The organism is Pseudomonas sp. Pdm06, from assembly GCF_014851795.1.
Classification (GTDB): Bacteria; Pseudomonadota; Gammaproteobacteria; order Pseudomonadales; family Pseudomonadaceae; genus Aquipseudomonas; species Aquipseudomonas fluorescens_AA.
This window is the reverse complement of sequence record NZ_JACVAH010000022.1, coordinates 74,991-89,270: the sequence shown is the minus strand read 5'-3', so window position 1 is coordinate 89,270 and position 14,280 is coordinate 74,991. Positions and strand designations below refer to the sequence as shown.

At 61.0% G+C, this 14,280-nt stretch carries 15 protein-coding genes; 11 read left to right on the top strand and 4 right to left on the bottom strand.

Annotated elements, in window-relative coordinates; translation table 11 throughout:
- The first annotated feature begins 193 nt into the window (after positions 1-193).
- The 4 genes from IB266_RS28225 (at position 194) to IB266_RS28210 (ending at position 4,766) form a co-directional block, all read left to right on the top strand.
- A complete protein-coding gene (locus tag IB266_RS28225) occupies positions 194-2,632 on the top strand; it encodes a Lon protease family protein (RefSeq protein WP_192263805.1) in 2,439 nt (812 codons plus the stop codon).
- A 350-nt stretch (positions 2,633-2,982) separates the two neighbouring features.
- Positions 2,983-3,324, top strand: a complete 342-nt coding sequence (locus IB266_RS28220) for a hypothetical protein (RefSeq protein ID WP_013694243.1) — start codon at positions 2,983-2,985, stop codon at positions 3,322-3,324.
- Positions 3,325-3,456: 132 nt separating this feature from the next.
- A complete protein-coding gene (locus IB266_RS28215; protein ID WP_047230159.1) occupies positions 3,457-3,945 on the top strand; it encodes a TIGR00645 family protein in 489 nt (162 codons plus the stop codon).
- Between the two features lie 203 nt (positions 3,946-4,148).
- Positions 4,149-4,766 carry an FKBP-type peptidyl-prolyl cis-trans isomerase gene (locus IB266_RS28210; protein WP_003205746.1) on the top strand — a complete coding sequence of 206 codons (618 nt, stop codon included), beginning with the start codon at positions 4,149-4,151 and terminating at the stop codon, positions 4,764-4,766.
- A 134-nt stretch (positions 4,767-4,900) separates the two neighbouring features.
- Here IB266_RS28210 and IB266_RS28205 read toward each other — a convergent pair whose 3' ends face one another.
- The 3 genes from IB266_RS28205 to IB266_RS28195 all read right to left on the bottom strand — a co-directional run bounded on the left by IB266_RS28205 (position 4,901) and on the right by IB266_RS28195 (position 6,800).
- The gene (locus IB266_RS28205) at positions 4,901-5,158 is read right to left on the bottom strand and encodes a hypothetical protein (protein ID WP_003205743.1); all 258 of its coding nucleotides are present in this window, start codon (positions 5,156-5,158) and stop codon (positions 4,901-4,903) included.
- 205 nt (positions 5,159-5,363) lie between these two features.
- Complete coding sequence (locus IB266_RS28200) at positions 5,364-5,705, bottom strand: zinc ribbon domain-containing protein YjdM (protein ID WP_192263802.1); 342 nt, start codon at positions 5,703-5,705, stop codon at positions 5,364-5,366.
- Between the two features lie 126 nt (positions 5,706-5,831).
- Positions 5,832-6,800, bottom strand: a complete 969-nt coding sequence (locus tag IB266_RS28195; RefSeq protein WP_192263799.1) for a polyprenyl synthetase family protein — start codon at positions 6,798-6,800, stop codon at positions 5,832-5,834.
- Positions 6,801-7,039: 239 nt separating this feature from the next.
- On the opposite strand from IB266_RS28195, the gene rplU reads away from it, so the two are divergent.
- The 5 genes from rplU (at position 7,040) to IB266_RS28170 (ending at position 10,933) form a co-directional block, all read left to right on the top strand.
- Positions 7,040-7,354 carry a 50S ribosomal protein L21 gene (gene rplU / locus IB266_RS28190; RefSeq protein WP_003176051.1) on the top strand — a complete coding sequence of 105 codons (315 nt, stop codon included), beginning with the start codon at positions 7,040-7,042 and terminating at the stop codon, positions 7,352-7,354.
- Positions 7,355-7,389: 35 nt separating this feature from the next.
- Positions 7,390-7,647, top strand: coding sequence for a 50S ribosomal protein L27 (rpmA, locus tag IB266_RS28185; protein WP_003205738.1), 258 nt, complete (start codon positions 7,390-7,392; stop codon positions 7,645-7,647).
- Between the two features lie 190 nt (positions 7,648-7,837).
- Positions 7,838-9,061, top strand: coding sequence for an Obg family GTPase CgtA (gene cgtA, locus IB266_RS28180; RefSeq protein WP_060740551.1), 1,224 nt, complete (start codon positions 7,838-7,840; stop codon positions 9,059-9,061).
- A 279-nt stretch (positions 9,062-9,340) separates the two neighbouring features.
- Positions 9,341-10,459 (top strand): glutamate 5-kinase, encoded by a 1,119-nt coding sequence (gene proB, locus IB266_RS28175; protein ID WP_072411890.1) that lies wholly within the window; start codon positions 9,341-9,343, stop codon positions 10,457-10,459.
- Positions 10,460-10,468: 9 nt separating this feature from the next.
- The gene (locus IB266_RS28170) at positions 10,469-10,933 is read left to right on the top strand and encodes a CreA family protein (RefSeq protein WP_192263796.1); all 465 of its coding nucleotides are present in this window, start codon (positions 10,469-10,471) and stop codon (positions 10,931-10,933) included.
- A 204-nt stretch (positions 10,934-11,137) separates the two neighbouring features.
- Here IB266_RS28170 and rpsT read toward each other — a convergent pair whose 3' ends face one another.
- Positions 11,138-11,416, bottom strand: coding sequence for a 30S ribosomal protein S20 (gene rpsT / locus IB266_RS28165; RefSeq protein WP_003185593.1), 279 nt, complete (start codon positions 11,414-11,416; stop codon positions 11,138-11,140).
- Between the two features lie 254 nt (positions 11,417-11,670).
- Between rpsT and murJ the strand changes: the two genes are divergently transcribed.
- Both murJ and ribF read left to right on the top strand, forming a co-directional pair.
- Positions 11,671-13,209 carry a murein biosynthesis integral membrane protein MurJ gene (gene murJ / locus IB266_RS28160; RefSeq protein ID WP_072411894.1) on the top strand — a complete coding sequence of 513 codons (1,539 nt, stop codon included), beginning with the start codon at positions 11,671-11,673 and terminating at the stop codon, positions 13,207-13,209.
- Positions 13,210-13,338: 129 nt separating this feature from the next.
- A complete protein-coding gene (gene ribF / locus IB266_RS28155; protein WP_083564563.1) occupies positions 13,339-14,277 on the top strand; it encodes a bifunctional riboflavin kinase/FAD synthetase in 939 nt (312 codons plus the stop codon).
- The last annotated feature ends 3 nt before the right edge of the window (positions 14,278-14,280 follow it).

Sequence of the window (14,280 nt, the reverse complement as noted above, 5' to 3'; positions counted from 1 at the left end):
CGCACTTTGGAGTTTAGGCACGATCCCAGGGTTCCGTGACATTTTGCAAAAACATTACTGGGGATCCTCTGTTTACGGGGCCCCGCCCGGGGTTTTCCCATTGACTATGCTTTGGTCTGAGGCGCTCCTTGCCAGTCAGGTGCAGGCAGCGCCAGAATGCCGCTATCTGCCCCGCCTGATGTAAGGAAGCCCGATGCCTGATCCTGTTGCTGCCAGCTTGCGTCTAGCGCCCGAAGCGCTGACCCGTCCGTTTTCCGCTGAACAGTTCAGCTTCTCTACCACCAATGATCTGGAGCCCTTTCGCGGTGTGCTTGGCCAGGAACGTGCGGTCGAAGCCTTGCAGTTCGGCGTGGCCATGCCGCGCCCCGGTTACAACGTATTTGTCATGGGCGAGCCCGGCACCGGCCGGTTTTCCTTCGTCAAACGCTACCTCAAGGCCGAAGGCAAGCGCCTGCAGACCCCGGCGGACTGGGTCTACGTCAATAATTTCGATGAGCCCCGCGAACCCCGTGCCCTGGAGCTGCCGTCCGGCACGGCCGGTGCGTTCATCGGTGACATCAACGGCTTGATCGACAACCTGCTGGCGACCTTTCCGGCGGTGTTCGAGCATCCGTCCTACCAGCAGAAAAAAAGCGCCATCGACCGCGCTTTCAACCAGCGCTACGACCGGGCCCTGGATGTGATCGAGCGCCTGGCGCTGGAGAAGGATGTCGCGCTGTACCGTGACAGCAGCAACATCGCCTTCACGCCGATGAGCGAAGGCAAGGCCCTGGACGAGGCGGAATTCGCCCAGTTGCCGGAGGCCGAGCGCGAGCGTTTCCACGAGGACATCTCCGGCCTGGAAGAGCGCTTGAACGAAGAGCTCGCCAGCCTGCCGCAATGGAAGCGCGAGTCCAGCAACCAGTTGCGCCAGCTCAACGAAGAAACCATCACCCTGGCCCTGCAACCGCTGCTGGCGCCGCTGTCGGAAAAGTACGCGGAGAACGCCGCGGTCTGTGGCTACCTGCAAGCGATGCAGGTCTATCTGCTCAAGACCGTGGTCGAGCAACTGGTGGACGACAGCAAGAGCGACGCCATCGCCCGCAAGCTGCTGGAAGAGCAGTACGCGCCAAGCCTGGTGGTCGGGCATCCGTCCAGCGGTGGCGCGCCGGTGGTGTTCGAGCCGCACCCGACCTACGACAACCTGTTCGGCCGGATTGAATACAGCACCGACCAGGGCGCGCTCTACACCACGTACCGACAGCTGCGTCCGGGTGCCTTGCACCGGGCCAATGGCGGTTTCCTGATCCTTGAAGCGGAAAAAATGCTTGGCGAGCCGTTCGTATGGGATGCGCTCAAGCGCGCCCTGCAATCGCGCAAGCTGAAGATGGAGTCACCCCTGGGGGAGCTGGGACGGTTGGCCACGGTGACCCTGACGCCGCAGCACATCCCGTTGCAGGTCAAGGTCGTGATCATCGGCGCCCGTCAGCTCTATTACGCCTTGCAGGACCTGGATCCGGACTTCCAGGAAATGTTTCGCGTGTTGGTGGATTTCGACGAAGACATCCCGATGGGCGACGAGAGCCTGGAGCAGTTCGCCCAGTTGCTCAAGACCCGCACTTCGGAAGAAGGCATGGCGCCGCTGACCGCCGATGCGGTGGCGCGCCTGGCGACCTACAGTGCCCGGCTGGCCGAGCACCAGGGGCGCTTGTCGGCGCGCATCGGCGACCTGTTCCAACTGGTCAGCGAGGCGGACTTCATCCGCCAGCTGGCCGGTGACGAGATGACCGATGCCGGCCATATCGAACGTGCCCTCAAGGCCAAGGCCACCCGTACCGGACGCGTCTCGGCGCGGATCCTCGACGACATGTTGGCGGGGATCATCCTGATCGACACCGCGGGCGCGGCCGTGGGCAAATGCAACGGGCTGACGGTGCTGGAGGTCGGCGATTCGGCGTTTGGCGTGCCGGCGCGGATTTCCGCCACGGTGTACCCGGGCGGTAGCGGCATCGTCGACATCGAGCGGGAGGTCAACCTTGGCCAACCGATCCACTCCAAGGGCGTGATGATCCTCACCGGTTACCTGGGCAGCCGTTATGCCCAGGAATTCCCGCTGGCGATCTCGGCCAGCATCGCCCTGGAGCAATCCTACGGTTACGTGGACGGCGACAGCGCGTCCCTGGGCGAGGCGTGTACGCTGATCTCGGCCCTGTCGAAGACGCCGCTGAAGCAGTGCTTCGCCATCACCGGCTCGATCAACCAGTTCGGTGAAGTGCAGGCGGTGGGTGGGGTCAACGAGAAGATCGAAGGCTTCTTCCGCCTCTGCGAAGCCCGAGGGTTGACCGGTGAGCAGGGGGCGATCATTCCCCAGGCCAACGTCGCGACGCTGATGCTCGACGAGAAAGTGCTGGCCGCCGTGCGCGCCGGGCAGTTCCACGTCTATGCGGTGCGTCAGGCCGACGAAGCCTTGAGCCTGCTGGTGGGCGAGCCTGCCGGTGAGCCGGATGAAAACGGCGAGTTCCCGGAGGGCAGCGTCAACGCCAGGGTGGTGGAGCGGCTGCGGGTGATCGCGGAAATGATCAGCGAAGACGACATCAAGGAAGCGGAAAAGGAACTGGCGCAGCAGGCCTTGGCGGAGGCCAAGCCGGCTTGATGTTCTCTTGATCGCCGATAAGCCCTGTGGGAGCGGGCTTGTGGGAGCAAAGCTTGCTCGCGATAGCATTTGTCCAGTCAGCAGAAGTGTTGCATGTGGCAACCTCATCGCGAGCAAGCTTTGCTCCCACAGGCTTGCTCTCACAATCAATGTTTTGTGGATTAAGTTTCAAAAGTGACGCCACTTTGGCGTCAATATTCACACTATGACCGCTCGGCGTATTCCGGTCTCGAAAACCCGTGGGGCCGGAACTTTTCTTCTATCCTCAGCTCAAGGATAACGAGAGTCATCATTGGATCGAAACAGCCTCTTCCCGAGACTGAATACCGGATCTACCGAGGGGCGCCGCCATGTCGCGCAACCTTTGCCTCACTCGTCAATGCCTGGGCCTTGTCACCCGTATCGAATGCGCCATCCGCCCCCTGGCGGGAGATACCGGTATGTGGACCTTGCTCTTCGCCGCCGGAATGGCTGGCGAACAACCCTCCGCCATCAAGGCCCAGGGGCCATTTCCCGGCCCGACTGCCGCCGAATCCATCCTCGATACCATTGTGCAGAGCCTGACCTTGCACGGCTATGAGCTGGCCGACGACCCGCAGATCTGGTCCTTGCACATGCAGGCCCAACTGCGTGAAATCAATGGAGGCCGTTGTCGCAATGTCGGCGGCTTCGAGTTTCGTCCGCTGCATTGAAGGCCATCGCCGCACGGGCACTCGCAGAAAAATTTTGACACAAGAGCAGGGACCAGGGATGGCCCCGGCATTTGTGGGGCAGGTCGTGGCTGATATACTCGCCGCGATTTTTCAGCCCAGGTGTGAGACTCAATGGAACGCTTTATCGAAAATGCAATGTACGCCTCCCGTTGGCTGCTGGCGCCGATCTATTTCGGGCTGTCCCTGGGCTTGCTGGCCTTGGCGCTGAAATTCTTCCAGGAAGTCTTTCACATCATCCCCAATGTGTTCGCCATGGCCGAGTCCGAGCTGATCCTGGTGCTGCTGTCGCTGATCGACATGGCGCTGGTGGGCGGCCTGCTGGTGATGGTGATGATTTCCGGCTACGAGAACTTCGTTTCACAATTGGACATCGACTCCGACAAGGAAAAGCTCAACTGGCTGGGCACCATGGACTCTTCATCGCTGAAGATGAAAGTCGCTGCCTCGATCGTGGCCATTTCCTCCATCCACCTGCTGCGCATTTTCATGGACGCCAAGAACGTCGATCCCGAGCACCTGATGTGGTACGTGATCATCCACATGACCTTCGTGGTCTCGGCCTTTGCCATGGGGTACCTGGACAAACTGACCAAGCACTGAGGCCCGTTCCTCGCGCTGGCGCAACGCCCGCCTGGCGAACTGCAGGCGGGCGTTGTCGTTTCTGGCGGATTGCTTTGACGTGAGGGCTCGTCACCCGCCGTGGCATCTGTGCTAGTCTGCTCGCCCTTTTGGTTCCGGGCGCTCCGGGAGGCGCTGTGTCACGCACGGCAACTCTCGAGCCGTCCGCACAGCGGAGCAGCATCATGTCCGAAGTTAACCTGTCCACCGACGAAACCCGCGTCAGCTACGGCATTGGCCGTCAGTTGGGCGACCAACTGCGCGACAACCCGCCACCGGGTGTCAGCCTGGATGCCATCCTGGCCGGCCTGACCGACGCGTTCGCCGGCAAGCCAAGCCGCGTGGGCCAGGACGAGATGTCCGCCAGCTTCAAGGTCATTCGTGAAATCATGCAAGCCGAAGCAGCCGCCAAGGCTGAAGCCGCTGCGGGTGAAGGCCGTGCGTTCCTGGCGGAAAACGCCAAGCGTGAAGGCATCACCACCCTGGCTTCCGGCCTGCAGTTCGAAGTGCTGACCCAGGGTGAAGGCGCCAAGCCGACCCGTGAAGACCAGGTGCGTACCCACTACCACGGCACCCTGATCGACGGCACTGTGTTCGACAGCTCCTACGATCGTGGCCAGCCAGCCGAATTCCCGGTAGGCGGCGTGATCCCAGGCTGGACCGAAGCGCTGCAACTGATGAATGCCGGCAGCAAATGGCGCCTGTACGTGCCGAGCGAACTGGCTTACGGCGCTCAAGGCGTTGGCAGCATCCCGCCGCACAGCGTGCTGGTGTTCGACGTCGAGTTGCTGGACGTGCTGTAAGACCCTGTCCGGTTTTACCGCCGGACAAAAAACTGTGGGAGCGAGCTTGCTCGCGAAAGCGGACAGTCAGTCGACATGCTCGTTGCTGACACACCGCCATCGCGAGCAAGCTCGCTCCCACAGGTTATTTTTGCTCATCCGTGAAACCTGCCGCTGAAATCACCCGTAGGGCGCAACGCCCGGGCATAGCAGAACAGGAACAGATTGCGCACCAGCTCCTTGAGCACCAGCGGCTCACTGGAATTGAGGCTGTTGAGGTCCAGGTCTCCTTGGTCCTGCAGCTCGTTCAAGGCTTCTTCTTCAAGCACCGCACAGACTTCCCCGGTTTCCCGATGCAGGATCCTGAGGTAGGGGTGTGGGCGGTCCAGCCAGGCATCGATCAAATAAGTCATGGTTCTCATCTCCTTGATGGGTTCGATGAGAATAATTCTTATTCGCTAAATAGCAAGTCTCTATTGGCGTTGCGATTGTTTTTCTGACGATGGGTTGTGCCAGCTCAAGGCGGTTGGCACTTGGCTAAGGCCCGAGAAATGGGGCTGAAGCGGGGAGGGTGCAGCTCCATCCCACACGCGGGGCATGGGATGGAATACAGCCGAATCAGACTTTTCTGACGAACTCGGATTTGAGTTTCATCGGGCCGATGCCGTCGATCTTGCAATCGATATCGTGGTCGCCTTCGCACAGGCGGATGTTCTTGACCTTGGTGCCGACCTTGACCACCAGCGAGGTGCCCTTGACCTTGAGGTCCTTGATCACGGTGATGGTGTCGCCGTCCTGCAAGACATTGCCGACCGAATCTTTCTTCACGGTGTCGTCGGACGCCGCTTCAGCTTCGCCGCTGGCGGACCATTCGTGGGCACACTCCGGGCAGACCAGCTGGGTGCCGTCTTCGTAGGTGTATTCGGAATTGCATTTCGGGCAGGGAGGCAACGTGCTCACTAAGGTTCCTTGGGTATCAGGAGGGCAAAAGGGCGCACATTATATAGGGTTTTAGGCCGCAAAGGGCAGGGCGGTGAAATCCCCCTGTGGGAGCGAGCTTGCTCGCTCCCACAGGTTTTCATGCAATCAGTGGGTACGAGCCACCGCAAATTCGCTCAGTTCCACCAGGGCATCGCGGTATTCGCTGGGCGGCAGGGCGTCGAGGCATTTGATCGCGCGGGCGACGTAGTCCCGGGCCAGTTTCGCGGTGTACTCCAGCGAGCCGGAGGCTTCGACCGCGATACGGATGCTTTCCAGGTCTTCGATCCCGCCTTTCTGGATCGCCTGGCGTACCAGCGCCGCCTGCTCTGGCGTGCCTTCGCGCATGGTGTAGATCAGCGGCAGGGTCGGCTTGCCTTCGGCCAGGTCGTCACCGACGTTCTTGCCCAGGGTCTCGGCGTCGCCCTTGTAGTCGAGCAGGTCGTCCACCAACTGGAAGGCCACGCCCAGGTGGTCGCCAAAGGTGCGCAACGCTTCGCTCTGCTCGGTACTGGCACCGGCCAGGGCAGCGGCGCTGTGGGTCGAGGCTTCGAAGAGCATCGCGGTCTTGCCGCGGATGACTTCCATGTAGGTCTCTTCCGTGGTGCTGGCATCGCGTACCTTGGACAACTGCAGCACTTCGCCTTCGGCGATGATGCGCGTGGCCTGGGACAGGATCTTCATCACCGGCATCGAGCCCAGCTCGACCATCATTTCGAACGAGCGCGAATACAGGAAGTCGCCCACCAGCACGCTCGGGGCGTTGCCCCACATGGCGTTGGCGGTCGAACGGCCACGGCGCATGCCCGACATGTCGACCACGTCGTCGTGCAGCAGGGTCGCGGTGTGCAGGAATTCGATGGTAGCGGCCAGCAGGCGCATGTCGTCGCCTTCGCGACCCAGGGCCTTGCCGCACAGCAGCACCAATAAAGGACGCAGGCGTTTACCACCCGCCGAAGTGATGTAGTCGCCGATTTTCGATACCAGAGGCACGCGGGAAGTCAGCTGCTTCTTGATGATGCCGTCGACGGCGCTAAAATCGTCCGCCACCGCGCGGTAGAAAGCTTGGGGTTGCATCAGCGACAGGTGCTCCAGAAGGGTTGCGCGGCATGCTAGGACCCACGTCCGCAGGTGTCAAGGCGCGATAGACGGCTACTTGCAAGGCTCTCGTGGCTTGCGTACAATCGCGCACCCTGAACTTCCTGGGCAGCACCTGCCTTACGCAATTGCATCCGGGCCTTCCAGCCCATGCAGCCATGCCAGCCAATACCTCTTCTTATAAAGCGCTGGGTGAGCAGGATTATCGGAGAAATACCATGTCGTACGCAGTAATTGTTACTGGTGGCAAGCAATACAAGGTCGCCCCAGGTGAATACCTGAAGATCGAAAAACTGGAAATCGCTACCGGCGAATCCGTGACTTTTGATCGCGTTCTGTTGGTCGCCAATGGCGATGACGTGAATATCGGCGCTCCAGTCGTTGCTGGCGCTACCGTTGTGGCTGAAGTGATCTCCCAAGGTCGTCACGATAAAGTCCGCATCATCAAGTTCCGTCGTCGTAAGCACCACATGAAGCGCATGGGCCACCGCCAGTGGTACACCGAGATCAAAATCACCGGTATTCAGGCTTAATTTCAGCCTAATTCCTCACTAGGAGAATTGAACTCATGGCACACAAAAAAGCTGGTGGTAGTACCCGTAACGGTCGCGACTCAGAAGCCAAACGCCTTGGCGTGAAGATGTATGGCGGCCAGGCTATCAAAGCAGGCAACATCATCGTGCGTCAGCGCGGCACCCAATTCCACGCTGGCTACGGCGTGGGCATGGGTAAAGATCACACCCTCTTCGCTAAAGTCGAAGGTGTGATCAAGTTCGAAGTAAAAGGCGCCTTCGGTCGTCGTTACGTAAGCGTTATCGCAGCTTAATTGCGAGACCGCTGGAAAAGCCCTGTCTTGCGACGGGGCTTTTTCGTTTGTGGGGTGAGTCTCTTGCAAAACTGTTTGTATGGGCTGTCGGCGCTGCGGTTGGGGCGTGTCATCAGGTCGCTGCGCTCATTTTTGCAAGAGTCTTATGTCTTGTTTTTTTGGCTCGTCCGTATGGCGAGAGGCGTGTGTCATGAAGTTTGTTGATGAAGTATCGATTCGAGTGAAGGCCGGCGACGGCGGCAATGGTTGCATGAGTTTCCGTCGGGAAAAATTCATTGAAAACGGTGGCCCGAACGGCGGTGATGGGGGGGACGGCGGCTCGATCTACATGCTCGCCGACGAAAACCTCAACACCCTGGTGGACTACCGTTACACCCGGCACTTCGATGCCGAGCGTGGCTCCAACGGCGGCAGCACCGACTGCACCGGCAAGAAGGGCGAAGACCTGATCCTGCGCGTGCCAGTCGGCACCACGGTGATCGATTCGGCCACCCAGGAAGTGATTGGCGACCTGACCAAGGCTGGCCAGCGTCTGCTGGTCGCCCATGGCGGCTGGCACGGCCTGGGCAACACCCGTTTCAAGTCCAGCACCAACCGTGCGCCGCGCCAGACCACGCCAGGCAAGCCCGGCGAGCAGCGTGATCTGAAGCTGGAAATGAAAGTGTTGGCCGACGTGGGCCTGCTGGGCCTGCCGAACGCCGGTAAAAGTACTTTCATTCGCTCGGTGTCGGCGGCCAAGCCGAAAGTGGCCGATTACCCGTTCACCACCCTGGTGCCGAACCTGGGCGTGGTCAGCGTCGACCGTTGGAAGAGTTTCGTGATCGCCGACATTCCAGGGCTGATCGAAGGGGCTTCCGAGGGCGCGGGCCTGGGGATTCGTTTCCTCAAGCACTTGTCCCGTACCCGTCTGTTGCTGCACCTCGTCGACATGGCGCCGCTGGATGAAACCGATGCCGCCGATGCTGCCGAAGTCATCGTCAACGAGCTGACCAAGTTCAGTCCGGCCCTGGCCGAGCGTGATCGTTGGCTGGTGCTGAACAAGTGCGACCAGATCCTCGAAGAAGAGCACGAAGAGCGGGTCAAGGAAATCGTCGACCGCCTGGAGTGGGAAGGTCCGGTCTATGTGATCTCGGCCATCGCCAAAGAAGGCACCGAGCGCCTGTGCCACGACATCATGCGTTACCTGGAAGATCGCGCCGACCGCCTGGCCAACGATCCGGCCTACAAGGAAGAACTGGCCGAGCTCGACCAGCGTATCGAAGACGAGGCCCGTGCCCAGTTGCAGGCGCTGGACGACCAGCGCGCCCTGCGTCGCAGTGGCGTCAAGTCGGTTCATGACATCGGTGACGACGATTGGGACGAAGAAGATGTGGATGACGAAGACGGTCCGGAAATCATCTACGTTCGCGACTGATCTTGTGGTGATACCACTCAGTTGAGCCAGAACCTGTGGGAGCGAGCTTGCTCGCGAAAGCGGTCTGTCAGTTGGCATAGTTGTTAGCTGGCACGCCGCTATCGCGAGCAAGCTCGCTCCCACTGGTTCAAGTGTTTCAGCGCAGTGTTATCATCGCCGGCAAGCCGGTTCCCAAGGCGCCGCTCATTCGAGCGGCGTTTTGGTATCTGTAAAACGCAAATACGAATAATCCCATGGGCGGCGCTGGGTCGCGCCGTTCGCTGGCAAAGGTTGAAGATGATGCGGAGCAAGGTGACGGGTGCGCGGCGCTGGGTCGTGAAGATCGGTAGCGCACTGCTGACGGCGGATGGCAAGGGGCTGGATCGCCAGGCAATGGCGGTGTGGGTCGAGCAGATGGTGGCCCTGCATGAGGCTGGCGTCGAGTTGGTGTTGGTCTCTTCGGGGGCTGTGGCAGCCGGTATGAGCCGTTTGGGCTGGACGTCGCGACCCAGCGCGATGCATGAACTGCAGGCGGCCGCCGCCATTGGCCAGATGGGCCTGGTGCAGGCTTGGGAGTCGAGCTTTGCCGAGCACGGTCGCCATACGGCGCAGATTCTGCTGACCCATGACGACCTGTCCGACCGCAAGCGCTACCTCAATGCCCGCAGTACCTTGCGGGCGCTGGTGGAGCTGAAGGTCATCCCGGTGATCAACGAGAACGACACGGTGGTCACCGACGAGATCCGTTTCGGCGATAACGACACCCTGGCCGCGCTGGTGGCGAACCTGGTGGAGGCGGACCTGTTGGTGATCCTCACGGATCGCGACGGCATGTTCGACGCCGATCCGCGCAATAACCCCGATGCCAAGCTGATCTACGAAGCCCGTGCCGACGACCCGGCGCTGGACGCGGTGGCGGGCGGCACGGGCGGTGCGCTGGGGCGCGGCGGCATGCAGACCAAGCTGCGTGCGGCGCGTCTGGCGGCGCGCTCCGGGGCTCACACTATCATTGTCGGCGGTCGGCTGGAGCGGGTGCTGGATCGTCTGAAGGCGGGCGAGCGCATCGGCACTTTGCTGTCCCCTGAGCGCGGCATGCTGGCGGCGCGCAAGCAATGGCTGGCCGGGCACCTGCAAACCCGTGGCACCCTGGTGCTGGATGCGGGCGCCGTGACGGCGTTGTCCCAGGGCAACAAAAGCCTGCTGCCGGTGGGTGTGAAGCTGGTCCAGGGCAGTTTCCGTCGCGGCGAAATGGTCGTGTGCGTGGCGCCGGACGGTCGCGAGATCGCCCGTGGCCTGGCCAACTACAGCGCCCTGGAAGCGCAGAAAATCATCGGTCAATCGTCTGATGCGATTGTCGGTCTGTTGGGTTACATGGCGGAGCCTGAGCTGGTCCACCGTGACAACCTGATCCTCGTCTAAGGAAAAATCATGGGTTTGGCAAAAGGATTGATCGGCTTGCTGCTGGCGGTGCCGCTGTTGGCGTCGGCCGAGGAAATTGGCCAGGTGTCGACGGTGTTCAAGTTTGTCGGGCCGAACGACCGGATTGTGGTCGAGGCATTCGATGATCCCAAGGTGGATGGCGTGACCTGTTACCTGTCGCGGGCCAAGACCGGCGGTGTGAAGGGTGGCCTGGGCCTTGCCGAGGATCGCGCCGAAGCGTCCATCGCCTGTCGCCAGGTCGGGCCCATCAACTTCAAGGGTGAGCTCAAGGATGGCGAGGAAGTGTTCAAGGAGCGTACTTCCCTGGTGTTCAAGACCATGCAAGTGGTGCGCTTTCTCGACAAGAAGCGCAATACGCTGGTGTACCTGGTCTACAGCGACCGCGTGATCGAGGGCAGCCCGCAGAATGCGGTGACGGCTATCCCGATCTTGCCGTGGGCTCGTACTCAATAGTTCGGGCACGCTCATTGTGAGTTGTGTGGGAGCAAGGCTTGCCCGCGATGCAGGCGCCTCGGTCTATCTTAATGCTGAGGCGATGCTGTCGCGGGCAAGCCTTGCTCCCACAGGGGGCTGCCCCCACATTGTTTGTGCGGTGCCTGTTAAATCCCGGGCAATAAAAAACCGACCCTGAGGTCGGTTTTTTAATGAGCGTGTCGCTTAGGCAGCAGCGGCAACGTTCAGGGCCTTTACGTGGCCATTCAGGCGGCTCTTATGGCGAGCAGCCTTGTTCTTGTGGATGATGCCTTTATCGGCCATACGGTCGATAACTGGCACAGCCAGAACGTAAGCAGCTTGAGCTTTTTCAGCGTCTTTTGCGTCGATGGCCTTGACTACGTTCTTGATGTAGGTACGGACCATGGAACGCAGGCTGGCGTTGTGGCTGCGACGCTTCTCAGCCTGTTTTGCACGTTTTTTGGCGGAAGGTGTGTTGGCCACCGTCGAGCTCCTCGAAAGACTTTTTGGGAAATAGCAAACAAAATAGGCCGCGAATCATGCCGATGAGTTGAAGTCTTGTCAAGGGCGGGTGACGCGTTCCGCTGAATGGCAGGTGCTGCGCACCGAAGGATTTCTTTCCGGCGTGCGACCTGTAAACTCGCGGGCTTTGGCTCTGCACTGTTTAGCGGCGCGGAGTATCGCACAAGTGGGCGCGTTGTTCGCCTGCTGTTTATCGACAGGCAAAAACTCTTTTCATGAATCTGCTCAAATCGTTGGCCGCTGTCAGCTCTATCACGATGCTTTCCCGCATCCTGGGGTTCGTTCGCGATACGCTGATCGCACGGATATTCGGCGCCGGGATGGCGACGGACGCCTTCTTCATCGCCTTCAAGCTGCCCAACCTGCTGCGGCGGATCTTCGCCGAGGGGGCGTTCTCCCAGGCCTTCGTGCCGATCCTGGCGGAATATAAAAGCCAGAAAGGCGATGAGGCAACCCGCACATTCATTGCCTACGTCACCGGCCTGCTGACCTTGGTGCTGGCGCTGGTCACGGCCGCCGGCATGCTCGCCGCGCCCTGGGTGATCTGGGCCACGGCGCCGGGCTTCACCGACACCCCGGAAAAATTCCAGCTCACCGCGGACCTGCTGCGGGTGACCTTTCCTTATATATTGCTGATTTCCCTGTCGTCCCTGGCCGGGGCGATCCTCAATACCTGGAACCGCTTTTCCGTGCCGGCCTTTGTGCCGACCCTGCTCAACGTCAGCATGATCGTCTTCGCCGTGTTCCTGACGCCGTACTTCGACCCACCGGTGATGGCCCTGGGCTGGGCGGTGCTGGTGGGTGGCCTGGCGCAACTGCTCTATCAACTGCCGCATCTGAAAAAGATCGGCATGCTGGTGCTGCCGCGGCTGAACCTGCGCGACAGCGGCGTGTGGCGGGTGATGAAGCAGATGCTGCCGGCGATCCTGGGGGTGTCGGTGAGCCAGATTTCCCTGATCATCAACACCATCTTTGCCTCGTTCCTGGTGGCCGGCTCGGTGTCGTGGATGTACTACGCCGACCGCCTGATGGAGTTGCCGTCCGGCGTGCTGGGCGTGGCCCTGGGCACGATCCTGCTGCCCACCCTGGCCAAGACCTACGCCAGCCAGGACCGCCACGAATACTCGCGAATTCTCGATTGGGGCCTGCGCCTGTGCTTTGTGCTGGTGCTGCCATGTTCCCTGGCGCTGGGGATCCTGGCCGAGCCGTTGACCGTCTCGTTGTTCCAGTACGGCCAGTTCAATGCGTTCGACGCCTTGATGACCCAGCGTGCGCTGATCGCTTACTCGGTGGGCTTGCTCGGGATCATCGTGATCAAGGTGCTGGCACCAGGGTTCTACGCCCAGCAGAACATCCGCACGCCGGTGAAGATCGCCATTTTCACCCTGGTGATGACCCAGTTGTTCAACCTGTTGCTGATCGGTCCGTTGGCTCATGCCGGCCTGGCCCTGGCGATCAGTGCCGGCGCTTGCCTCAACGCCGGGCTGCTGTTTTATCAACTGCGCAAGCAAAAGATGTATCAGCCACAGCCGGGCTGGGGCAAGTTCGGCCTCAAGCTGCTGGTGGCCGTGGCCGTGATGTCGGCGGTCCTGCTGGGGGCGATGCATTTCATGCCGGCCTGGGGCGAGGGGCAGATGCTCGCGCGTTTCCTGCGTCTGGGTGTGCTGGTGGTTGCCGGTGTGGTGGCGTATTTCGGCATGTTGCTGCTGATGGGGTTCCGCCTGCGCGACTTCAATCGCAAGGCCTTGAGCTGAGGGCGAGCCCTCGATAATCCCGGGCCGGGCAGTGGTTTTGTCGGTTCGATCACTTTGGCGTGCGGTGTTGCCTGTCGTCGGCCGCCGGGTGTGGTTATAATCGGCCACTTTATGAGCAAGAAGCGCGTTATGCAGCTGGTTCGAGGCCTCCACAACCTGCGCCCCCAGCATCGGGGCTGTGTCGCCACTATTGGCAACTTTGACGGTGTTCACCGTGGCCACCAGGCTATCCTGGCGCGACTGCGCGAGCGTGCGCTGGAGTTGGGCGTGCCCAGCTGCGTGGTGATTTTCGAGCCGCAGCCCCGGGAGTTTTTCGCCCCGGACACCGCCCCGGCCCGTCTGGCCCGGTTGCGGGACAAACTGCAACTGCTGGCCGCCGAAGGTGTCGACCGGGTCCTGTGCCTGGCCTTCAACCAGCGCCTGAGCAAGCTCAGTGCCGCCGAATTCGTCGATACCATCCTGGTTGGCGGTCTCGATGTGAAGCATCTGGAAGTCGGCGATGATTTCCGTTTCGGCTGTGATCGGTCCGGGGATTTCGATTACCTGCAACAGGCCGGTATCGCCCAGGGTTTCACCGTCGAAGCGGCGCAGACCGTCGAGATGGATGGCTTGCGCGTCAGCAGCACCCAGGTCCGCAATGCCCTGGCGGCGGCCGACTTCGAATTGGCCGAGCGCTTGCTCGGCCGGCCGTACCGGATTGCCGGGCGGATCCTGCACGGGCAGAAGTTGGCGCGCCAATTGGGCACGCCGACGGCCAACGTGCAGCTCAAGCGTCGTCGTGTGCCGCTGACCGGGGTGTTCCTGGTGAGTGTCGAGATCGACGGCAAGACCTGGCCCGGCGTCGCCAACATCGGCGTGCGCCCCACGGTCCAGGGCGATGGCAAGGCCCATCTTGAAGTACATGTTCTGGATTTTGCCGGCGATCTGTATGACCGGCGTTTGACGGTGGTTTTCCACCATAAGCTGCGTGAAGAGCAGCGTTTTGCCTCTCTGGAGGCGCTCAAGACGGCGATCCATGCAGATATCGCCGCCGCCCGTGCCCTTGTCGCAACCAGCGCCAATCGCTAATGA